At 71.0% G+C, this 22848-nt stretch carries 16 protein-coding genes; 8 read left to right on the top strand and 8 right to left on the bottom strand.

Annotated features, from left to right (window positions below; all coding sequences use genetic code 11):
• Positions 1–7 precede the first annotated feature (7 nt).
• The 4 genes from OG344_RS16535 (at position 8) to OG344_RS16520 (ending at position 4605) form a co-directional block, all read left to right on the top strand.
• A complete protein-coding gene (locus tag OG344_RS16535) occupies positions 8–1129 on the top strand; it encodes a VWA domain-containing protein (protein ID WP_405088977.1) in 1122 nt (373 codons plus the stop codon).
• Positions 1126–3168, top strand: coding sequence for a hypothetical protein (locus OG344_RS16530; protein ID WP_405088976.1), 2043 nt, complete (start codon positions 1126–1128; stop codon positions 3166–3168). The genes OG344_RS16535 and OG344_RS16530 overlap by 4 nt, the downstream gene beginning before the upstream one ends.
• A gap of 244 nt (positions 3169–3412) precedes the next feature.
• On the top strand, positions 3413–4126 hold the full coding sequence (locus OG344_RS16525; protein WP_405088975.1) for a TetR/AcrR family transcriptional regulator: 714 nt from the start codon (positions 3413–3415) through the stop codon (positions 4124–4126).
• A gap of 62 nt (positions 4127–4188) precedes the next feature.
• Positions 4189–4605 (top strand): hypothetical protein, encoded by a 417-nt coding sequence (locus OG344_RS16520; protein ID WP_405088974.1) that lies wholly within the window; start codon positions 4189–4191, stop codon positions 4603–4605.
• A 109-nt stretch (positions 4606–4714) separates the two neighbouring features.
• On the opposite strand, the gene OG344_RS16515 is transcribed toward OG344_RS16520, so the two are convergent.
• Together OG344_RS16515 and OG344_RS16510 are read right to left on the bottom strand one after the other, a co-directional pair.
• Positions 4715–6037, bottom strand: coding sequence for an ABC1 kinase family protein (locus tag OG344_RS16515; protein WP_405088973.1), 1323 nt, complete (start codon positions 6035–6037; stop codon positions 4715–4717).
• Between the two features lie 9 nt (positions 6038–6046).
• Complete coding sequence (locus tag OG344_RS16510; protein ID WP_327044160.1) at positions 6047–6589, bottom strand: flavin reductase family protein; 543 nt, start codon at positions 6587–6589, stop codon at positions 6047–6049.
• Positions 6590–6799: 210 nt separating this feature from the next.
• Between OG344_RS16510 and OG344_RS16505 the strand changes: the two genes are divergently transcribed.
• A complete protein-coding gene (locus OG344_RS16505) occupies positions 6800–7525 on the top strand; it encodes a TetR/AcrR family transcriptional regulator (protein ID WP_405088972.1) in 726 nt (241 codons plus the stop codon).
• A gap of 35 nt (positions 7526–7560) precedes the next feature.
• On the opposite strand, the gene OG344_RS16500 is transcribed toward OG344_RS16505, so the two are convergent.
• From OG344_RS16500 to asnB, 5 genes are read right to left on the bottom strand one after another with little or no spacing between them, the layout of a single operon-like run.
• Positions 7561–8223 carry a hypothetical protein gene (locus tag OG344_RS16500; RefSeq protein ID WP_405088971.1) on the bottom strand — a complete coding sequence of 221 codons (663 nt, stop codon included), beginning with the start codon at positions 8221–8223 and terminating at the stop codon, positions 7561–7563.
• 27 nt (positions 8224–8250) lie between these two features.
• Positions 8251–9633 (bottom strand): acetyl/propionyl/methylcrotonyl-CoA carboxylase subunit alpha, encoded by a 1383-nt coding sequence (locus OG344_RS16495; RefSeq protein WP_405088970.1) that lies wholly within the window; start codon positions 9631–9633, stop codon positions 8251–8253.
• 2 nt (positions 9634–9635) lie between these two features.
• Positions 9636–10154: an acetyl-CoA carboxylase biotin carboxyl carrier protein gene (locus OG344_RS16490; RefSeq protein WP_405088968.1), complete on the bottom strand. Its 519-nt coding sequence runs from the start codon at positions 10152–10154 to the stop codon at positions 9636–9638.
• Positions 10151–11896: an acetyl-CoA carboxylase, carboxyltransferase subunit beta gene (gene accD, locus OG344_RS16485; RefSeq protein ID WP_405088967.1), complete on the bottom strand. Its 1746-nt coding sequence runs from the start codon at positions 11894–11896 to the stop codon at positions 10151–10153. The genes OG344_RS16490 and accD overlap by 4 nt, the downstream gene beginning before the upstream one ends.
• A 38-nt stretch (positions 11897–11934) precedes the next feature.
• Positions 11935–13770, bottom strand: a complete 1836-nt coding sequence (asnB, locus tag OG344_RS16480; protein WP_405088966.1) for an asparagine synthase (glutamine-hydrolyzing) — start codon at positions 13768–13770, stop codon at positions 11935–11937.
• Positions 13771–14031: 261 nt separating this feature from the next.
• Here asnB and OG344_RS16475 point away from each other — a divergent pair, with 261 nt between their 5' ends.
• The 3 genes from OG344_RS16475 to OG344_RS16465 all read left to right on the top strand — a co-directional run bounded on the left by OG344_RS16475 (position 14032) and on the right by OG344_RS16465 (position 21471).
• Entirely contained in the window at positions 14032–19929 is a 5898-nt protein-coding gene (locus OG344_RS16475; RefSeq protein ID WP_405088965.1) for a type I polyketide synthase, read from the top strand.
• Between the two features lie 6 nt (positions 19930–19935).
• Positions 19936–20394: an acyl-CoA thioesterase gene (locus tag OG344_RS16470; protein ID WP_327044152.1), complete on the top strand. Its 459-nt coding sequence runs from the start codon at positions 19936–19938 to the stop codon at positions 20392–20394.
• A 654-nt stretch (positions 20395–21048) separates the two neighbouring features.
• Entirely contained in the window at positions 21049–21471 is a 423-nt protein-coding gene (locus OG344_RS16465; protein ID WP_405088964.1) for a helix-turn-helix domain-containing protein, read from the top strand.
• A gap of 26 nt (positions 21472–21497) precedes the next feature.
• Here OG344_RS16465 and OG344_RS16460 read toward each other — a convergent pair whose 3' ends face one another.
• On the bottom strand, positions 21498–22829 hold the full coding sequence (locus tag OG344_RS16460) for a cation:proton antiporter (protein ID WP_405088963.1): 1332 nt from the start codon (positions 22827–22829) through the stop codon (positions 21498–21500).
• Between the last annotated feature and the right edge of the window lie 19 nt (positions 22830–22848).

The following is a 22848-nucleotide window of genomic DNA, read 5'->3' as shown; positions in this document are numbered from 1 at the left end:
GGCTTTGATGACCGACCCCACTCTCGAACGGTGGCGTCTGCTGCTCGGCGAGCCGGGCGGCGCCTGCCTCGGCGGACAGGGGCTCGACGCGGCGGCCACCGCCCGTGACGCGGCCCTGGACTGGCTCTACGGCCGCGACGAGGACCTGCGCCGGCGGGGCGTGCGGCGGCAGAGCGGGACGGGCGAGTCGGTGCTGACCACCGTCGACTGGCTCGACGACATCACCCGGCTGTTCCCCAAGGAGACCGTCGAACGCCTGCAACGCGACGCGGTCGAGCGGTACGAGATCCACGACGTGGTGACCGACCCGGACGTGCTGGCGCGCATCGAGCCCAATCCCGCGCTGCTCAAGGCGGTGCTGCGGACCAAGCACCTGATGAACCCGCAGGTGCTGCGGCTGGCCAGGCGGATCGTGGAGCAGGTCGTCCGGCAGTTGACGGACAGGCTCGCCACCGAGGTCCGCAGCGCGTTCTCCGGCACGAAGGTGCGACGGCGCGGCCGGCTGCGCCTGGCCCGCAACTTCGACATGGTCAGGACCCTGCGCGCCAACCTCGGCCGCTACCGGCCCGAGACCGGCAAGGTGGTGATCGAGACCCCGTACTTCTTCTCCCGCACCCGCCGCCACCTGGAGCAGTGGCAGGTGATCCTGCTCGTCGACCAGTCCGGGTCGATGGTCGACTCGGTGATCCACTCGGCGGTCACCGCGGCCTGCCTCTGGGGCCTGCCCGGCGTACGCACCCACCTGGTCGCCTTTGACACCGAAGTGGTGGACCTGACCTCCGACGTCGACGATCCGGTGGAGTTGCTGATGAAGGTCCAGCTCGGCGGCGGCACCGACATCGCCCGCGCGGCGGCGTACGGCGCGGGCCTGGTGGACCGGCCGCGCCGGGCGATCGTCGTGCTGATCTCCGACTTCTATGAGGGCGGCGATCCACAGCGGCTGGTGCGCGTCGTACGCGACCTGGTGATGCAGGGCAGCAAGGTGCTGGGCCTGGCCGCCCTCGACCAGCAGGCCAATCCCGACTACGACCGGGGGCTGGCGCAGCGCCTCGCCGACGCCGGAGCCCACGTGGGCGCGATGACCCCCGGCGAGCTGGCGTCCTTCGTCGCGGAGCACGTGGGCCGATGAGGACGGACCTGCTCGGGCTCACCACCGACTCCCTCGCCGCGCTCACCAATCGCGGGCTGGTCAAACGGGCCGGCAAGGAGGCCGCGCCGGAGGTGCGGACCGACGGCGACGGCACCGTGCACGGCGTCTTCCCCGACGGCGTGACCACGGCCCTGCCTCCCGGCGGGCTCGACGCGGCCCGCTGCACCTGTGGTTCCGTCGGCGTCTGCCGGCACGTCATCGGCGTGATCCTCGCCTACCAGCGCCTGCCCGCCCCGGTTCCCGTAGAGGCCGCCCCGACGCCCGTGGACGCCGACGCGACGCCCGTCGATGCTGAGGGGGTGCCCGTCGATGCTGAGGGGGTGCCCGTCGACGCCGCCCCCGTGGCTGCCGAGACCGTCGCGGAGCCCGCGCCGCCCTGGTCGCCGGGCCAGGTGACCGAGGACGAGCTCACCGCCAGGATCGGCGCCCGGCTGATGGCCGCCGCGCGCCGTACGGAGCGGACCGGGTTCACCGCGCGGGTGCGCCGCGCGACCTCCGGCGATCCGGTGCCGCAGGTCGAACTGGCCGCCGCGACCGTGCGCTTCCTGGTCCCCGGCGACCTCGGGTTCGTCCACACCGACGCCGTCGCCGGCAGCCGCGACGACGTCATCGCCCTGGCGGTGTGGGCGTTCCGGGTCGCCGACGCGCGGCACCCCGGCGCCCAGGACGTGCGGGTCGACGTCGGCGGCGCGCCCGGGCCGGGAGGCGGATCCGGGCTGGAACGTGCCCTGGGCCTGGCCGGCTCGGTCCTGCGCGCGGGCGCGGCGCATCTCGGTCAGGGACTCGACGCCACCATCGCCGACGTCCAGCGCCACCTGGACGCCGCCGGGCTGCGCTGGCCGCTGCTCGCCGTCACCGACCTCGCCGGGCAACTGGCCGCCTACCGCGACCGGAGCTCCCACTACCATCCCGAACTGCTCGCGAGCCACCTCGCCGAACTCCACGCCCGGCACCGCGCGGTGACGCGGCCGGAGGCCACCCTGCGCAGCAGCGTGCTCGGCACCGCCGAGGCCGCCGAGACCCCGCTGCGCCGGGCCCGGCTGGACGGTCTCGGCTGCCGGATCCGCGCCGTCGGCGACCAGCGCATCGCCGAGGTCTACCTGGTCGACGGCGACAGCGCCATGGTGCTGGTCCTCCGCCGCCACTGGGACGGCGACGACGACGGGCCGGCGCTCGCCCGGCGGCGGATCGCCTCATCCTCACTGGAGGCCCTGGCGACCGGCAACGTGGTCACGGAGTCGGCCGTCCGCAGCGCCAGCCGCACGGTGCGGCTGGCCACCGGCCGGATCTCCAGGACCACGGTCGGCGCGTCGCGGGGCGCCTGGGACGAACTGCCGTCGTCCCTGGTGGTGACCGACCTCGCCGCGCTCGGCCGTGAGCTGGACGCTCTCCCGCTCCGGCCCGTCCGCCCGCGGGTGGAGGCGGAACTGGTCCGGGTCGTCGCCGTCGAACGGGTGATGGCCGTCGGTTACGCGCCCGGAGACCAGCGTCTCGACGCCGTCATCGCCGACCGGGCGGGTAACACCGCCACCGTCAGGGCCACCCACACCGCCGCCGCTCCCGGACGCCTCGACTCGCTGGCCGCCGTACTCCTCGGTGCGGAGGGCGAACCGCGTTTCGTCAGCGGCGTGGTGGGGCGGACCGCGGGCGGCGTCGTCATCGAACCGCTCGGCCTGTCGGCCGGCGGCAGGGTCGTCGTCCCCGACCTCCGGCCGCCCGATCGAAGCGGCAGGCTCACCGTCGCCGAGGACGTCCGGCACGAACCACTCACCGCGGCTCTGATCGACGCCCGGGCGCTGCTCGCCGAAGCGGCCCATCACGGCCTGTCCCACCTGCCGCCGACGTACGACGACCGGCTCGCCGACGCGGCGCGGCGGTTGACCGTGCTCGGCCTGCACCGCGTCGCCAAGGCCGTCACGGCCTTCGCGGCGGCGCGGACCCACACCGGAGACGAGACGGCCGAGCAGGCCTGGATTGACGCCTACCTCCGCCTGGAGGTGGCTCTGGACCTCAACTAAGTCAGTCTCCGGGCTCCGGGGCGATACCAGAAGACGAGCGTGCCGAGCAGCGCGATCACCAGGGCGGCGCTCGCCCACACGAAGGCCGACGAGATCGTCTCGGCGAGGCCGCCGGTCCGGATTGCCAGTAGCCGTAGTATCCCTGCGACGTTTCCACTACTGATGGACGCAAGAGTTAACATGTGTAAACTGTAGATCTCCCACAGGTCGCTGCGGGAGGGGCTACGTGCGGTGGAGGCGCTGTATGACCGTTTCGCTCCGGCGTCAGCGGGTACGCGACGCCACGTTGCGTGAGCTGATCTCCGTGAGCCGCGGCATCCTGACGAACCAGGGAGCCGAGGCTCTGACGATCCGGGCGGTCGCCCGCGAGATGGGCATGACCCCTCCCGGGGTCTATCGCTACTTCGACAGCCACCGCACCCTGGTGGACGCGGTCGTCGTGGCCGTTCTCGAAGAGTTGACCGAGCACATCGCCGGCACCGTCGATCAGGTCGACGCGGCCGACACGGCGGGCCGGCTCGTCGCCGCGAGCAGGGCGCTCCGGCGCTGGGCCGTCGACCACGCCGCGGAGTTCCACCTCTCGTGGTTCGTGTCCTCGCCGGACGAGGGCGCGTCGGTCAGCCGGGCGCGGCGTCAGGTGGGCAGGCTCTTCGCGGACGTCTTCTCCGGGGTCTGGCGCGACCACGGGCCCGCGCCCCTGCCGCCCGGACAGCCCTCCCCGGCGATCGAGACGCCGGCCCGGCGGCTCCTCGAACAGCTGGAGACGGAGCTCCCCTCCTCCTCGGCCGCGGTCGCTTTCACCCGGTGCTGGCTGCGGCTGTACGGCATGGTCAGCGTCGAGTCGCTCGGCCTGACCCGGGCCATCGGCGACGACGCGGGCGAGTTGTTCGAGGCGGAACTCACCGATCTCGCGCGGACGCTCAATCTTCCCGCGGCCGCACTGAGCACCGGCCGGTGACCGGTTCCGCAGCAGTCGTACGCCCTGACCCCCTATCGGACACTTTCCGCCACAGGAGAGCCATGACCCCCCTGCAGCTCAGCCAGGAGACCCGGGTGATCGCGGGCGCCGTCCTGCTCACCATCGTGACCATCGAGTTCGGCGGATGGTTCCTCTCCAGGATCGTCCGCGGCCAGGTGTCGTTCACCCCCTTCCAGCAGGCCTTCGCCCGCGCCGGGCACGCGCACGCGGGGGTGCTGGTGACCCTCGGGCTCGTGTGCCTGCTCTTCGTCGACGCCACCGACCTGAGCGGTGTCCCGCTGTGGATCGCCCGCCTCGGCGTACCGGCCGCCGCCGCGCTGATGTCCGCCGGCTTCTTCCTGTCCTCGCTGGGACAGGGCACCACCCGCCCGAACCGGCTGATCGTCCTACTCTGGATCGGTGCGCTGTGCCTGGCGGCCGGCGTGCTCACCCTCGGCATCGGCCTGCTGACGAGCTGAGTTGGTCGCGAACCGCGCCCGAACCGCCGCGGTGGGCTCGCCGGCGCCTGGGGCACGGAGGTGGCGTCGAGGCCGTTCCCCAGCTCGGCGTCGCCCCCGGATCCCGCCGTTACGGTCGCGCCGTACGCTCCCGCGGCATGTTGCGGCGCCGCAGGACCGGCACGGCCTCCGCCTGGAAGTCGACGCCGCTGTCGAAGTTTTTGATCATTCCCTCGATGACCAGCAGCGAGAGCAGGGGGAAGGCGAACTCCGGCGCCGGGAAGAGGCCGAAGCGGCGTTGCAGGTCGAACAGCCGGCCGGCGAAGCGCGCCAGGTCGAACTCGCCGGATCTGGTTCCGGCCGCCTCCCGTACGAGCTCGGTCAGGGCTGCGCGGAAATCCGGCACATGACGGTCGTCGGCGATGTGCGCGGCGCTCTCGATCACGACCTGGGCGCAGGCCCAGCCGTCGCCCATCGCCATGTTGATGAAGAAGTCGGCGAAGGAGCGGCGCACCTCGTCCGGCAGCCGGATGACGAATCCCGCGTCGAGGATGACCAGGTCGGCCCGCTCGTCGAAGTACAGGTTGCCGGGGTGCAGGTCGCAGTGCACGACGCCGTCGATGAAGAGCATCTCGTAGACCGCGGTCAGCACCGCCCGCACCACTTGGCGCCGTGCGCCGGCGTCGAGGTCGTCGGGGCCGAAGCGCCTCAGATCGCCGATGTACTCCATCACCACGATCTCGGGCGTGCACAGACCGGGCAGCGGCTCGGGGACGCGCACGTTCCCGAGCCCGGACAGGTTCGCCCGCAGCTCGGCCAGCGCCGAAGCCTCCGCCGAGAAGTCCAGCTGGCGGAGTATCGCCGAACCGACCTGCTCGTGCATCATCTTGAAAGGCATCTCGCGTAGCTTCGGCACGGCACCGAGCGCGCCCATGACGGCGCGTGTCAGCGCGAAGTCCCGCTCCATCACGGTCTGGATGCCCGGCCTGCGCACCTTGACCGCGACCCGGCGGCCGTCCCGGGTCACGGCTTCGTGCACGGTCGCGATGCTGCCGCAAGCCACCGGCTCCCAGACGAACTCGCGGAACGGCCAGGGCCTCCCGGCGTAGGCGGCGCGCACGGCCAACCGGATGCGGCGCCCGCTCGGTGGCGGCGCCGAATCGGTCAGCCGGGCCAGCGGGCCGGTCATCTCGGGCGGCAGCAGGTCCCGCCGGGTGCTCACGAGCTGGCCGATCTTGATGAAGGACGGTCCGAGGCGGGTGAGCATCCTGACCCACCTCTCACCATCCTTCACGCCGCCTCCCCCTCCGCCGTCGCCACCTCGCCTCCGGCCGAGGCGACCGGCCGCGGAAGCGCCGAGCAGCAGCCCGTAGGCGGACACGATGGCGCCCACTCTCGCGGCGCGCAGTGTCAGGCCGGCCACCCGCAGGAGGCGGCCCGTGATCTCTTTCACGATGGCTCCCTACAGAAGGATGTGGTCGCGCCAGTCGGCCGGTGCGTCGAGGCGCCGGAAGGCACCGCCGTAGAACAGCAGGGCGTCCTCACCGGAGCCGTGCCCAAAGGTCACGATCTCGCCCAGGAAGATCGAATGGTCCCCGCCGCCGTAGACGGCGGCCAGGGAGCACTCGAACCAGGCGAGCGCTTCGGGCAACACCCGGCACCCGGTACGCGGCGCGGGGACGCTGTCCACGGCCGCGAACTCGGCCCGGCCGCGCGGCCGGTCGCGGTCGGCGAAGTACCGGGCCACGGACTCCTGCCGGTCGGACAGGACGGAGACGGCGAACGCGCGATGCTCCTGGATCGTCTCGTGCATCGCGGCGTCACGCAGCACGCAGATCAGGACCATGGGCGGATCCAGGGAAACGGACGTGAACGAGTTCGCGGTCATGCCACGCGGCTCCTCGCGGCCGGCGGTCACGACCGTGATCCCGGTGGCGAAGCGCCCGAAGACGCGCCGCAACTCCCGGAGGTCACAGATGGGGCCGACCGGCCCGTCCTTGGCCATCGCCATCTCCGCTCAGCTCCGTCCCCGGGCCGCGGCCCGCATCCGCTCCTCTGGAAAACGAGTATTCGACGTGATGTGCGGCGCCTGCTTCTCCGTACGTGCCTTGCGCACACGCCGGCCGGACTCGGCAACGCAGGAGAAGGGAGGACAGCGATTCGTGAATAGCCTCAAACCGGGTCGCCTATTCTCCCTGGAAGGAAATCCTGCCGGATGTCACCGCGCAAAATGGATACGCGCGTCCGCGCACACCTGCTGGACGTCGCCGCACGACTGCTCGCGGAGGACGGCCCACAGGCCCTCACGGCGCGGCGGATCGCCACCGAGGCCAGCAGTTCGACCATGCCCGTCTATACCTATTTCGGGGGGATGAGCGGCCTGGTACGCGAAATTGTTCACGAGGGCTTCGCGCGAATGCAGCAATATTTCACCCTCGTGCGCAGATCCGACGACCCGGTCTCCGACATGGCCCTTCTGGGCCGCGCCTATCGGCGCAACGCGCTGGCGAATCCACACTTGTACGCCGCCATGTTCGGCGCTTCGTCACTGGCCGGATTCGAACTGTCCGAGGAGGACCGCCAGCACGGCCGCTACACTCTCGTCGACGTAGTCGAGTGCGCCGCCCGATGCATCGCGGCCGGCCGGTTCCGGGCGGCCGACGAGGCGCTGGTGGCCCATCAGATGTGGAACGCGACGCACGGCCTGGTCACCTTGGAGCTCGGCGGCTACCTGATTCCGCCCTACGATCCCGAGGTCTGCTTCGAGAACCAGCTCGTCAGCCTGATGGTGGGCGCCGGAGACACGATCGAGGACGCCGGCCGATCCGTCGAGTCGTCGAAGCACCGGCTGGCGTGTGAACTCGATCCCCAACTCGGTGATTCGCGTCGCCCGGCAGCGCCACCTCCCGGCCGGACACCGCCGGCGGACCGGGCGGGCTGATCGGGCGGGCTGATCGGAACGGCGGAGCCGGAGGTTCACTCGATCGGGGCCGCCGGCGGCGTGAACGGCCCCCAGGTGAAGGCCTCGTGCCAGGGCCCGGGATCGGTGCTCCATGAGAGTCCGGCGATCTGCTGGTAGGTGCGTCGTCCGGCGAACGACCGGATGAGATCGTGGAGGCCGCCGCGGACCGTGGCCGCCGGCTCTCCCTCGCCCGCCACCCAGCGCAGGTCGCCCGACTCGATGCTCAGCGCGGGGAGGCCACGCGAGATCAGGGACTGCGAGAACCCCCAAATGCCGAGATCCATCGTGGACATGAAGGCGGGATGCCCGGCGGGCATCGGCTGCCCGGCCACGACCCGGATGTCGCCCTCGTGAACGACGGCGTCCGCTATCAGGAGAGCGTCCATCTCCGCGACTCCGCGGGCGACCGCCTGCTCGAATTCCCCGGCCAGCTTCTCCCAGTGCGCGAGGAGTTCCGGGATGCCGGCGGACTCGCCCGGCGGTTCGGGCGCGGGCGCCTCCGCCCACTCCCGGCCGAAAGCAGTCGCGCAGACCTTTCCCAGATGAGCGACGAGTTCCCGGACCGTCCAGTCCGGGCAGGCGGGCACGACCTTGTCGGCGACCGTTCGATGCCTCGTCAGCATCCGCACGTTCTCGCGCACCCTACGGTAGACGAGCGTATTCGGAACACGTTCCATGGCCGTCCTCACCTGCACCTGGGCGTTCTACAGCGTGACGTTCGAAAGGGTGGTTCGTGGTTCCGCGAGCGCGTCGACGTGGTCCGTGGTGTGCGTCGCCGAGCGGAACTCGGGAGAGTCGATCAGACCGTGGAGGAACTCGGCCGTGGTGTGTACGCCCTCACCTCGCACCGAGACCTCCCCCAGCGCTCGGCGCATGCGGGCGATCGCGGTGTCCCGATCGGGCGCCCAGCTGATGATCTTCGCGATCAGCGGGTCGTACTCCGGCGCGATCAGGCAGCCGGGGTGGGCGTGGGTGTCGACCCGGACGAAAGGGCCGGCAGGCAGGTTCAGCTCAGTGATCATCCCCGGAGCGGGGGCGAAGTGGCGACGTGGATCCTCGGCGTTGATCCGGCATTCGACCGCCACCCCGTTGAGCACGACGTCCTGCTGGGCCAGGCGCAGCGGTTCGCCCGCCGCGATACGGATCTGCTCGGCGACGAGGTCGATGCCGGTGACCATCTCGGTCACCGGATGCTCGACCTGGATGCGGCAGTTGACCTCCATGAAGAAGAACTCGCTCGGCTCGCCGGAGCAGTCGACGAGGAACTCGAAGGTGCCCGCTCCCTCGTAGCCGACGGCCCGCGCGCCCGTGACGGCCGCCGCGCGGATCCGGGCGACGAGCTCCGCCGGAAGCGCGGGCGCCGGCGACTCCTCGACGAGCTTCTGGTGGCGGCGCTGCATGGTGCAGTCCCGTTCCCCAAGGTGGACGACGTTCCCGTACCGGTCGGCGAGGACCTGGACCTCGACGTGGCGGGCGCGGGTCAGGTAGCGCTCCGCATAGACCCGGACGTCGCCGAACAGGGTGGCGGCGGTGGCCTGCGTGGAGCGGAAGACCTCCGCCAGCATGCCGGCGTCCCACGCCACCCCCATGCCCCGCCCGCCGCCCCCGGCCGCCGCCTTGATCAATAGCGGGAAGCCGATGCGCTTCCCCAGCTCGACGGCGGCGGCCAGATCGAGTGGTTCGGTGGCGCCCGGCAGCAGCGGCAGCCCGAACCCGGACAGGAGCGATCGGGCGTTCACCTTGCTGCCCAGCTCGGCCATCACCTCAGGAGGAGGACCGATGAAGGTGACCCCGGCCGACCGGCACGCGTCGGCGAAGTCGGCGTCCTCGGAGAGGAAGCCGTAGCCGGGGTAGACGGCTTGGGCGCCGGTGTTCAGGGCGGCCTGCAGGATCACCGCGGCATGCAGGTAGCTGCGTCTGGCCGGTGGAGGCCCGATGCAGACCGTCTCGTCGGCCAGCCGCGCCGGCAGGCTGCCGGCGTCGCGGGAGGAGTGCACCAGCACGGTACGAATCCCGAGCTCCCGGCAGGCTCGGATCCCTCTGAGAGCGATCTCGCCCCGATTGGCGATGAGGACCTTGCCGAACACGCTCAGGTCGCCTTGCGGAGCGCGAGCAGGGGCTGACCGTACTCGACGGGCTGCCCGTCCTCGACCAGCACGTCGACGACCTCCGCGTCAGTGCCGGCCTCGATGGGGATCATGAGCTTCATCACCTCGATGATCGCCACCTGCCGGCCGCGGCTCACCCGGTCGCCCACCTGGACGAACGGCTCGGCCCCGGGTTCGGGGCGGAGGTAGAACGTCCCGGCAGTGGGCGCGGTGACACTGAGGCCGGCGGTCTCGGTGACCGATTCGACCGTTTGCGCTCCGGGGTCGGACGAGGTGGACCGCACCGGGTGAGAGGCGGTTTCAGCCGGCGTGGCCCAGCCCAGTTCCACCTCGATGTCCCCCGCCCGGACGCGGAGCCGGTCCGCCGTACCGGGCAGTTCGGCGAGCAACACCACCACAGCGTCCCGCACCCGTTCCAGCAGATCGGTCCCCTCGGCCCGGAAACCGGGCCCGCCCTCGGGGGCGGAATCGGGGGCGGAATCGGAGTGAAGGGGGATCATGACGCCTCCCGTTCTGACGCGAAGTCCCCGTCCGTCGTCACGAACTCGCTGCCGTAACGAGCGAAACGTGCCTGACGGTCGGTGTACAGCCTGTCGCCGCACAGCCCTTCGAGGTCGTCCAGACTCGACGAGATCGCGAAACCGAGCCGCCGCGCGGCCTCCACCGGGGCGGCGTCGACCCCGCCGGGCGGTTCGAGCAGGACGCCGTCCACCACTCCGAGCTCCAGCAGGTCTCGGGAACGCAGCTTGAGCGCGGACGCCGCACGGCCCGCCTGGGCCGGGTCCTGCCACAAGATGGCCGCACATCCCTCCGGACTGATCACGGAATAGAACGCGTCCTGCCACATGAGAACGTGGTTGGCCACGGCGAGTGCGAGGGCGCCGCCGCTGCCGCCCTCCCCGGTGACCACGGAGACCACCGGCACCGGCAGCCGGGCCATGAGCTTGAGATTCTCCGCGATCGCGGTGGCCTGCCCCTGCTCCTCGGCCTGCCGGCCGGGAAAGGCCCCGGGGGTGTCGACCAGCGTGACCACCGGGATGCCCAGCTTGGCGGCCAGTCTCATCAGACGGGCGGCCTTCCGGTATCCCGACGGCAGCGGCATGCCGAAGTTCCGGCGGGCCAGTTCCGCAGGCTCGTGCCCCTTCTGATGGCCGATCAGCATGACAGGACGGCCGTGGAGACGTCCGAGGCCGCCGACGATGGCCTGGCAGTCCCCGGACACCCGGTCCCCCGCCAGCTCACGAAACCCCTCCAGCAGGAGGGCGGCGTAGTCCAGCGTGGTGGGCCTGCCGACCCGCCGGGCGCGCCGGACCACGTCGTGCGGGTCGTCGTCGCGCAGCCGCGCCGGGTCGCGCACCACGATCTCGCCGGCTCCGGCGGTGACGCGCGACCGCGGCGGCCCCGGATGCCGTGGACGCGCGCAGCGCAACAGCTTCCCCAGCTCGGCGCGGTGCCGGCCGCGCGGGGCGATGAAATCGACGAACCCGCGCTCCAGCAGGAACTCCGCCGTCTGGAAGTCCGGCGGCAGGGTCTCCCTGATGGTCTGTTCGATCACCCTCCTGCCGGCGAACCCCAATCGGGCGCGCGGCTCGGCGATCGTGACATCGCACAGGGTGGCGAACGAGGCGGCCACCCCGCCGAACGTCGGATCGGTGACCAAGGAGATCGTCATGAGCCCGGCCTCGTCCAGCCTCGCGAGCATGGCGCTCGTCTTGGCCATCTGCATCAGCGACAGGGCGCCCTCCTGCATCCGGGCCCCTCCGGACGCGGTGACCAGCAGCAGCGGCGCGCGGCGGGCCAGCGCGACCTCCCCGATCCGGGTGATGATCTCACCGGCGACCGAACCGAGGCTGCCGCCAAGGAAACGGAAGTCCATGCATGCGATCACCACCGGACTGCCCTCGATCTCACCGGCGGCCCCCAGCACGGCCTCGGGCAGGCCCGTCTTCGCCCTGGCTTCGGCCAGCCGGTGAGCATAGGGCCTGCCGTCGGTGAAGCCCGGCGGATCGGCCGGTGCGATGGAGAAGTGCAACGGTTCGAGTGAGCCCGGATCCAGCAGGAGCCGCATCCGGGCCCGCGCGGTGAGCGCGCCGTGATGGCCGCACTCCGGACAGCAGCCGAGGTTCCGCCGCCAGCGCTTTCCGTAGATCATCGCCCTGCAACCGTCGCACAGCACCCACTCCGGAGGCGGCTCCTCCAGCGCGGCGGGTGGTGTCGAGGTCTCGTGTGAAGTGGTCGGCATCTCGTCGGTACTCCCTGGCCCGCGCGTGGCGCCCACGACTACGGCAGTTTGATTTCGGGGTGGTAGACGTCCAGCCACATGGCGAGATCGAGGGTCCGTTCCAGGCCGAGCCGCGTCAGCCGGTCCACCGCGGCCAGATCGCGCCGCGTCGCGTCCTCGAGCCAGCCCCGGTCCACCAGGTCGAACACCTCGTGGCTCCGGCGCGTCAGCAGCTCCTTGCCCTGATGCTGAAGCTCCTGGCTGTAGTAGGGATCCTGGGTGGACGGGTACGGGCTCTTCGGCCGCCAGGCGACCGATTCGGGAAGCATCTCCTTGGCCGCCCCGCGCAGCAGGCTCTTCTCCCTGCCGTCGTAGGTTTTCAACGACCAGGGCGCGTTGTAGACGTACTCGACGAGCCGATGGTCACAGAACGGCACCCGGACCTCCAGCCCGACCGCCATGCTCATCCGGTCCTTGCGGTCGAGCAGGTACCGCATGAAGCGGGTCACATGCAGATAAATCATGATCCGCATGCGGTGCTCGAAGTCGTCATCGGAGTCGAGCCGCTCGACTTCGCCGACCGCGCTGTCGTACCTGTCCAGCCGGTACTGCTCGAGGTTCAGCTGCGCCAGCAGTCGCGGGTGCAGCCCGGTGGCGTCCTTGTCGAAAGGACCCACGTTGACGGCGATCCACGGAAACGCGCGTGCGGCCTGGATCGCGGGGACGTGCATGTGCCGGTACCCGCCGAAGACCTCGTCCGCCGCCTCGCCGGACAGGGCGACGGTCGATCTCCCTCGGATCGCCTTGAAGAGCAGGTACAGCGAGAAGTCCATGTCACCGGTCCCCACCGGCACATCCCGCGCGATGAGCGTGGCCCTGCGGACGTCGGGGTCGGCTAGCGTCTTCGGATCGAGCACGATGTCGTTGTGCTCGGAGCCGACATGCTCGACCACGTCGCGGATGAACGGTGTGTCGGCGGTGTCGCGCAGGTCGTCGGGCCTGAAGTTCTCCGCCTGGCCCATGAAGTCGACCGCGAACGTCCGCACCCGCTCGTCGCCGAGATGGGCCGCGGCCAGCGCGGTGAGCGTGCCGGAGTCCAGCCCACCGGACAGCAGCACGCAACGCGGCACGTCGGCGACCAGCTGCCGCCGCACGATGTCGTCCAGGAGCTCTCGGACCCGTCCGACGGAGGTCTCGGCGTCGTCGGTGTGCGGCCTGGTCTCCAGCCGCCAGTAGGTGCGCTCGCGCACGCCCGCGGCGTCGACCGTGACCACGGTTCCCGGCTCGACCTGCCGCATGTCCGCCCAGATCGCGTGCCGTGGTGTGAAAGCGTACGAGAGGACCTCGCGCAACCCGTCCGCGTCCACCGTGCGCCTGGCCAACGGGTGGGCCAGGACGGCCTTCTGCTCCGAGCCGAAGATCACACCGTCGGGCGTCCGGTAGTAGAAGAGCGGCTTGATCCCCAAACGGTCGCGGATCATGACGAGCTTCTGGTCCCGCCCGTCCCAGATGGCGAACGCGTACATGCCGTTGAGCCGTTCGGCGAGCGACGCCCCCCAGCGCAGGTACCCGCGCAGGACCACTTCCGTGTCGCTGGACGTCGCGAAACGCTCGCCGTGCCGGGTGAGCTCATCGCGCAGTTCGGCGAAGTCGTACACCTCGCCGCTGTAGACGAGCGTCACATCACCCTGTTCGGTGCGCACGGTCATCGGCTGCACCCCGCCGACCAGGTCGATGACGGCCAGTCTCCGGTGACCGAGGGCCGCATGCCGATCGATCCACGTGCCGTGGTCATCGGGACCACGGCACGCCATGGTCTCGGTCATCGCCTCCAGGACCCGCCGCTCGTGCGTGAGGTCACGATCGAACGAGACCCAGCCAGTGATTCCGCACATTTATCCGCCTCCTGTGGCGATCAGGCACGGCTCGCAATCGGACGAGACCCAGCATTGCGCGAGCACCGGTAAGGGGTCTTCTTTCTTCGTGCTCAGCTTGCCGGAGCGGGACGGCGCGGCAGCGGAACGCCTCGGTCCAATAAATCACACCATTATCAAACAGCGTTATTTTTGACTCGTTGACGTGTGAGCATTGCAGGAGAAGACGCACCGGCCGGCACCGGGCATGCTTGCGCTCAGTGTAAAAGCGAAGGGGCGAATATGGATTTGCAGAGGATTGCCGTTGTCGGAATGGCGTGCATCTATCCCGACGCCGATTCACCGGCCGAACTCTGGGAGAACGCGCTCGCCGGGCGCCGGGCCTTCCGGCGCCTTCCTGACGAGCGCATGCGGCTCGCCGACTACTGGCGTGCCGATCCGGCCGCCCCGGACAGCTTCTACGCCAAGAACGCCGCGGTCATCGAAGGATACGACTTCGACCGGGTGGCGCACCGCATCGCCGGGAGCACGTTCCGGTCGACCGACCTCACGCATTGGCTCGCGCTCGACGTGGCGGGCCGGGCTCTCGCCGACGCCGGCTTTCCCGACGCCGAAGGACTGCCGAGGAAGAACACCGGCGTCATTGTCGGAAACACCCTCACCGGCGAATTCACCCGCGCCAACCTGCTGCGGCTGCGCTGGCCCTACGTGCGGCGCACGGTCGGCGCGGCACTCCGCGACCGCGGCTGGGAGGACGACCAGCTCGGAGGGTTCCTGGACGAGCTGGAACGTGCCTACAAGAGCCCTTTCCCCGCACCCGACGAGGACACGCTCGCCGGCGGGCTGTCCAACACGATCGCAGGCCGGATCTGCAACTTCTTCGATCTCAACGGCGGCGGTTACGCGGTGGACGGGGCCTGCTCGTCGTCGCTGCTGTCGGTCACGACCGCGTGCCGGGCACTACTCGACGGCGACCTCGACGTGGCGGTCGCGGGCGGTGTCGACCTCTCGATCGATCCGTTCGAGATCGTGGGCTTCGCCAAGACCGGTGCGCTCGCCAGGACCGAGATGCGGGTCTACGACCGGGGCTCCAACGGCTTCTGGCCGGGCGAGGGCTGCGGGATGATCGTGCTGATGCGCGAAGCGGACGCCGTCCGGACGGACCGCAGAATATACGCCACCATCGCCGGCTGGGGCATCTCCTCCGACGGCCGCGGCGGCATCACGCGACCAGAGGTCGAGGGCCACCGGCTGGCGCTGCGGCGCGCGTACGAGCGGGCGGGTTTCGGCATCGAGACGGTTCCGCTGTTCGAGGGGCACGGGACGGGGACGGCCGTCGGAGACGCCGCCGAGCTCACCGCCCTGACCGAGACCCGGGCCGAGGCCGTCTCGGCGGCCGGTCCGAGCACGTCCGCCGCGGCGACACCGGCCGCGCTCGGCACCGTCAAGGCGATGATCGGCCACACCAAGGCCGCCGCCGGAGTGGCGGGCCTGATCAAGGCCATCATGGCGGTGCACCGCCGGGTGCTGCCGCCGACGGTCGGCTGCGTCGACCCCCATCCGCTGCTGGCGCGGGACCCGGCGATGCTGCGGGTGCTACGCCAAGCCGAGCCGTGGCCGGACGGCGCCGCGCCACGAGCGGGGGTCACCTCCATGGGCTTCGGCGGCATCAACAGCCACGTGGTCGTGGAGGGCGTCGGAACGCGGCGGGCGCCTGCCTTCAACCGGCGCACCCGCGAGCTCGCCGCGTCCGTCCAGGACGCCGAACTGCTGCTGGTCGACGGCGGCTCCCCCGGCGAGTTGCGGGATCGGCTCACGGAACTGGCCGATTGGGTGCCGGCGCTCTCCTACGCGCAGCTCGGCGACCTCGCGGCGACGCTGCAGCGGCGGCTCCGCGAGCTGCCGTACCGCGCCGCGGTCGTCGTGACCTCTCCCGAGAACGCGGAATCGCGGCTGCGCCGGCTCCTGGAGGCGCTGGACGCCGGCGAGACGGCCCTGGCCGATCCCGACGGCGGCTGTTTCCTGGGCCATGCGAGCGGCGAGGGCCGGATCGGCTATCTGTTCCCCGGGCAGGGTTCGGGCCGAGGGCTGAGCGGCGGCGCGCTGCGGCGGCGCTTCGCCGAGGTCGACGAGGTGTACGAACAGGCCGCGCTGCCCATGACGGAGGACACGGTCGCGACCGCCGTCGCGCAGCCGCGCATCGTCACCGGCTCCATGGCCGGACTGTACGCCCTTTCGCGGCTCGGGCTGGAGGCGACCGTCGCCGTCGGGCACAGCCTCGGCGAAATCTCCGCGTTGCACTGGGCCGGAGCGCTGGACGGCCCCGCGCTGCTGAAGGTGGCCGGAGTACGCGGGCGTGTCATGGCCGAGCGCAGCGAGTCCGGCACCATGGCAGGTGTCAGCGCCTCCCCCGACGCGGTCGCCGCACTGATCGACGGCCTGCCCGTCGTCGTCGCCGCCTACAACGGGCCGGAGCAGACCGTGGTCGCGGGACCGATCGAGGCGATCGCGGTGGTCGGTTCCAGAGCCGAGCGCGCGGGCGTGGGCTGGACCCGGCTTCCCGTCTCCCACGCCTTCCATTCACCGTTGGTCGCTCCGGCCGCGGACGTTTTCGTGGCCGAGCTGGACGGGGTGCGGTTCGGCCGGATCCAGCGTCCGGTCGCCTCCACCATCACCGGCGAGACCCTTCCCGAAGACGCCGACGTCCCCGCTCTGCTCCGCCGCCAGATCACCGATCCGGTTCTGTTCACCAGGGCGGTGGAACTCGCCGCCAAGAACATCGACCTCTTCGTCGAGGTCGGCCCCGGGCGCGTGCTCAGCCGGCTGGCGGCCGAGAGCACCGACGTTCCCGCCGTGCCCCTGGACACCGACGACGAGTCGCTCGGCGGGCTGCTCCGCGTGGTGGGCGCGGCGTTCGTCGTCGGCGCGGCCGTGGACCACGGGGAGCTGTTCCACGGTCGCCTCGTCCGGCCGCTGGAGATCGGCGAAACGTTCCGCTTCTTCGCCAGTCCCTGCGAACAGGCGCCCGTATCAGATGTCGAGGAACCCGGCGGGACGCCGGCATCCGGTGCCGGGCCCGCGTCCGTCGAAGGGGACGGCCCCGTGGCACCGGCCGAGGAGCGGACCGGCGAGAACACCCTGGTCGTCCTCCGCCGGCTGGTGGCCGAACGCGTCGAACTGCCCGTGGAGATGGTCGCGGACGACAGCCGCCTGCTCGACGATCTGCACCTGAGCTCGATCACTGTGGGGCAGGTGATGGACACGGCCGCCAAGGCCCGCGGAGTGACCGTCCTGCAGCCCGCGACCAACTTCGCGACGGCCACGCTGCGCGAGCTGGCCGAGACGCTCGACGGCCTGGCGGAGACCGCCCCGGCCGCCGCGCCCTCGTCCGCCGTCGAGGGTGCGGCGGCGTGGGCGAGGCCGTTCGCCGTCGAACTGGTCGAGGCGCGCCTGCCCGAGGCGTCCGTGGTGGGTGGGCGAGCGACCGCGCGGGCCGTCGCGGGCGAGCGCCCCGCCGGACAGCCGGAGTGGCTCCTTTACGCCTCGCCGGGCAATGCGCTCGCGGAGCCGCTGCGAGCGGCTTTGCAGGGGGCCGGCATCGGGTCCGGCGTCCTGGTCTGCCTGTCCGAGAACTGCGCCGAGGACGAGTTGCGATCGGCCCTCGACGGTGCGCAGGCCGCGTTGTCGAACACGATCGGTGACCGGTTCGTCCTCGTCCAGCACGGACGGGGAGCGGCGGGACTGGCCAAGACGCTGCGTCTGGAGGCCCCGCATCTCCGTGTCACCATCGTGCACGTCCCCCCGACGACGGAGGCCGTCGGCCGGGTGGTCGGGGAGGTGGCGGCCACCGGGGACTACGCGGAGGTCCATTACGGCACGGACGGCGTACGACGGATTCCGACCCTCCGCGCGATGCCCGTACGTCCGGATGTCGCGGAACCCCGGCTCGACGACACGGTCGTTCGACTCGACGACACGGACGTGGTTCTCGTCACGGGCGGCGGCAAGGGCATCACGGCGGAATGCGCGCTCGCACTCGTCGGCGACAGCGGCGCCCGGCTGGCCATTCTCGGCCGTTCCGAGCCGAGCGAGAGCCCCGAGCTCGCCGCCAACCTCCGGCGGATGGCCGCCGCGGGCGTCGCCGCCGGCTACTTCCGCGCGGACGTCAGCGACCCCGCCGAGGTGCGGGCGGCCGTGGCCGCGGCGACCAGGGACCTCGGGCCGATCACGGCGATCCTGCACGGCGCCGGACGCAACGTCCCCCGCGGCCTGGCCGACCTGGACTTCGACGAGGTCCGCGCCACCTTCGCACCGAAGGTCGGCGGGCTGCGTGCGGTGCTCGACGCGATCGAGCCCGAGAGGCTCCGGCTGCTGCTGACCTTCGGGAGCATCATCGGCCGCTCGGGGCTACGCGGCGAAGCGCACTACGCGATGGCCAACGAATGGCTCGCGGCCCTCACCCAGGAGACGGCGGCCCGGTACCCCCGATGCCGGGCGCTGTGCCTCGAATGGTCGGTCTGGTCCGGGGTCGGAATGGGAGAGCGGCTCGCCGTCGTCGAGTCCCTCGCCCGGGACGGCATCACTCCCATCGTCCCCGAGCAGGGGGTGGAGATCATGCACCGCCTGCTCGCCGACCCCGGCGCCCCGGAGGTCGTGGTGGTGAGCGGGCGGACGGGGACCATCGACACGGTCCGGCACGACTCGCCCGAGCTCCCGCTGCTGCGCTTCGTGGGCAGGCCGCTCGTCCGCTACCACGGGGTCGAACTCGTCACCGAGATCGAACTCAACGCGGGGACCGACCCCTATCTCTCCGATCATCTGCTGGACGGCAACCTGCTGTTTCCGGCGGTCTTCGGTATGGAGGCGATGGCGCAGGCCGCCGCGTCCGTCACCGGCCGCCTGGAGGCCCCGGTGATCGAGGACGCGGAGTTCTCGCGGCCCATCATCGTCCCGCCGGCCGGGACCACGACGATCCGCGTCGCGGTGGTGGTCACGGAGGACGACACCGTCCTGGCCACCATCCGCAGCTCGGAGACGGACTTCGCCGCCGACCATTTCCGCGCCCGGCTGCGGTTCGGGCAGCCGGACGTCCCCGACGGCCCTCCCGGCCAGACCGGGGCGGAGGTGCCGGAGGTGCCGCTCGACCCCGCCACGGAGCTGTACGGCCCGGTGCTGTTCCAGGGCGGACGCTTCCAGCGGCTGCGCCGGTATCACCGGGTGTCCGCGCGGCACGTCGATGTCGAGGTCGAGGCGCTTGAGCCTGGGTGGTTCGCCGATTTCCTGCCCGGCGAGCTGCTGCTGGGCGACCCGGGTGTCAGGGACGCCCTGATGCACGGCAACCAGGTGTGCGTTCCGGACGCCACGCTGCTGCCGACCGGAATCGAGCGGATCCATCCCGGAGGCGCGCGGCTGAGCACCGCGGGAAAGCTCCGCTACTGCGCCGCCGAGCGCTCCCATGACGGCGACGACTACGTCTACGACATCGCGGTCAGGAACGAGGCGGGCGAGGTCGTCGAACGCTGGGAGGGCCTGCGGCTCAGGGCGGTCCGCAAGGGCGACGGCCGCGGGCCGTGGTCGGCTGCCCCGCTGCTCGGTCCCTTCCTCGAACGGGCGGTGGAAGACCTCACCGGCGCGCGCGTGGCCGTGACCGTGGAGCCCGACGGCGAGGACACCCCTGGACCCGGCGCCTCCGTGACGGAGCGGCGCCGGCGCACCGCTCTCGCCGCGGCACGCGCTCTCGACGAGGACGTCGACGTCCTCTACCGGCCCGACGGCCGTCCGGAGATCGACGGCGACCGGCTGATCACGGCGTCCCACTGCGCCGGGCTGACGGTCGTCGCCGTGGCCACGACGACCGTGGCCTGCGACGTCGAGGCGGCGGCCGAGCGGACCGCGGCCGAGTGGGCCGGACTGCTCGGCCGGTACGAGTCCGTGGCCGGTCTCGTGGCGAAGGAGATGGACGAGGGCGCCGCCGTCGCCGGCACGCGGGTGTGGTCAGCCGTCGAGTGCCTCCGCAAGGCGGGGCTTCCGCCGGACACCCCGCTCACCCTGGCCCCGAAGACGCGGGGCGGCTGCGCCGTCTTCGTGTCGGGAGACCTGCTCATCGCGACGTTCGCCGCCTTCCTGAGCGGGCGCACCGAGCCGATGGTGTTCGCGATCCTGGTTGAAAGGCGGTCGTAGACAATCATGGCGGACTACTTCGAGTATCTGCACACGGTCGGCTTCGAGGAGACCAACCTCGTCGGCAACGTGTACTACGTCAACTACCTGCGGTGGCAGGGCCGGTGCCGGGAGCTGTTCCTCAAGAGCGAGGCGCCGGAGATCCTCGCCGAACTGCAGGACGACCTGAAACTGTTCACCCTCAAGGTCGACTGCGAGTTCTTCGCCGAGATCACCGCGTTCGACGAACTGTCCATCCGGATGCGGCTGATCGAGTTGTCCCAGACCCAGCTGGAGTTCGGCTTCGACTACGTCCTGCTGGACCCCGGCGGAGTCGACAGGCTCGTCGCGCGCGGCCGTCAGCGGGTCGCCTGCATGCGGGGGCCGAACACGCGCACCGTCCCGGCCAGGGTGCCCGACTCCCTCGTGGAGGCACTCCGGCCCTACGCCCCGGGGGTCCCCGCTCAGGCGAGACGACCGGCCTGACGACCATGCCCGGCCGTCCCAGGACACGGGCCGCCTCACCGAGACGCGCTTAGCGATTCTTCGATCGTGCTCACCTCACCGTTGGCCGGAGATGGCCAGGCCTGGTCCTTGCGACAAACCGACCGCCAGGATTACCAATGAAGGGATCTGGAGCGCGCCAACACTTCATCGGACGCGCGAATCCGCCAGGTCGCCGGTCACTCACGGTAAGTTACGGAGAGGCGTTCTGTGTCCTTCACGAGAGTTTCGATGAACGGATCGCGGCCGGCGGCACGGCGAACTCGGCGAAAATTACGACGCCCGGCGACTGCCATTTCCGTCGAGCAGTCCAGGTCCCCCGTGGACGGCGCGGGCCCACGTGCCGCGCGGGGGCCTCGGTGCCCCCGCGAACGGCCGAACCGCCTGTCGCCACCCCGTGAGCTGAGCCGACGCGAACCGCGGCCGACTTCACACCTCCGCAGTCCTGCTGTGATCCAGCCGGGAATTGTTCGAATGTGCCCCGATCGCCGCTGACCAGGGACAGCCGGGTCCGGTCCTGGCGACGAATCGGCCGCCAGGATCACAAGGGAAGGCACTGGAGCACGCGATTATTTCTCTGGCGTGAACTCGCCAGGTCGTCGCTCACCTACGATCGGTTCCGGGAGAGATAATTCTGTGGGTATCAGCATCGAGCAGTCGATCGAACGAGTCATCGTTGCCATGCAAGAGAACCTCGGTGAACGGATCACGATTGACGACATGGCGAAAATCGCACTGTTCAGCAAATTCCATTTCTGTCGTGCGTTTCGGGTCTACACAGGAATGTCCCCGGCTCGGTTCCTGTCGGCACTGCGGCTCCAGGAGGCCAAGCATCTCCTCGTCTCGACGTCGCTCAGCGTCGCGGAGATCAGCAACCAGGTCGGCTACACCAGTGTCGGCACCTTCACCACGCGGTTCAGCAGCTCGGTGGGAGTGACCCCCGGCGCGTTCCGCGCTCAGGGCGGCCGAAACCTCCGCCCCCGCACCGGCGGTCACCTCGTGCTCTCCAAGGGAAGCAGGGCAGCCATCCGGACCCGGGTGTCCGTGAACGCTCCGTAGGACGACTCGGCCGCGCATCCGGCAGGTCAGGCGGCGCCGGAACCCCCGGAACCCCCGGAACCTCTGCCGGCGCCGGCGGCCGGCGCGGCTTCCACGGCCGCCGCCGGAGGGAGGGCGCCTTCGGGTCTGGCGTAGGGCCGGCGGGGGATGAAGGGCCCCGCCATCGCCGTGGTGGCCAAGGCCATCAAGACCATCATGGTGAACATACGGGTGTCCAGGATGCCCAGGCTGAGCCCCGCGTTCAGAATGATCAGCTCGGTCAGGCCACGGGTGTTCATCAGCAGGCCGACGGTCCGCGCGTCCGCCCACGACATCCCGGCCGCGCGGCCCGCGGCGACGACGCCGCCGAGCTTGCTCAGGCAGGCCACTCCGATGATGGCCGCCAGCTCCAGGAGGCCGCCGCCGCCGAGCCCGATGATGTCGACGGAGAGCCCGGTGCTGATGAAGAAGATCGGCATCAGCAGCCCGGTGACGTGTTCCATCGGGATGCGCACTCGTGAGGCGAGGACCCCGCCGGAGCCGCGGGGCATGATCAGGCCGAAGGAGAAGGCACCGAAGATGGCGTGGATCCCGATCAGGTCGGTCGTGTAGGCGGACAGGAACACGCCGGCGACGACGAGCACGAGCAGTTGCGGCGACACGTCACCGCCGCGGCTCAGCCGGCGGATCAGGACTCCGAGCAACGGCCTCACGGCCATCCAGAGCACGAGTGCGTACAGGGCGGACCAGCCGATGACCTGCAGGAGTCGCTCGGGGTGCGACGACGCCGCCACGATCGAGACGAGCGCGAGCATGCACCAGGCCAGGACGTCCCCGACCGCCGCGGCGGCCAGCGAGATCACACCTACCGGCGTCATCTGGAGCCGGTGCTCCATGATGATCCGGGCCAGCACCGGAAAGGCCGTGACGGCCATCGCGGTGCCGACGAACAGGACGAACGCCACCTTGTCAACGTGGTGTCCGTCGACGATCGCGTGATCGCGATGGAGCCAGGCGGCCAGCACGGCCCCTGTGCCGAACGGCAGGGCGATGGAGGCCAGCGAGATGCTCAGCACGGCGCCGCCGCGCGTGCGCGCGTGGCCGAGGTTCATCTCCCAGCCAACCAGGAACATGAACAGCAGGACGCCCACCTGCGAGATCGCCGACAGTTCCGGCCGGACCTCGGCCGGGAACAGACGCGTCGTCAGATGCCCCGGCAGCAGGCCGAGCAGGCTCGGGCCGAGCGCGATGCCCGCGACGATCTCGGCTATCACCCGCGGCTGCCGCAGGCGGTGGATCAGGGGGGTGAGAGCGGCTCCCACCGCCAGAACCACCGCCACATCGACGACCACCAGCATCGCGCCGGAACCCCCGGTCATGATCTCCTCAGTCGGCTCG

Source organism: Microbispora sp. NBC_01389 (assembly GCF_045040095.1).
Taxonomy (GTDB): domain Bacteria; phylum Actinomycetota; class Actinomycetes; order Streptosporangiales; family Streptosporangiaceae; genus Microbispora.
This window is presented reverse-complemented; position numbering and strand designations above follow the sequence as displayed.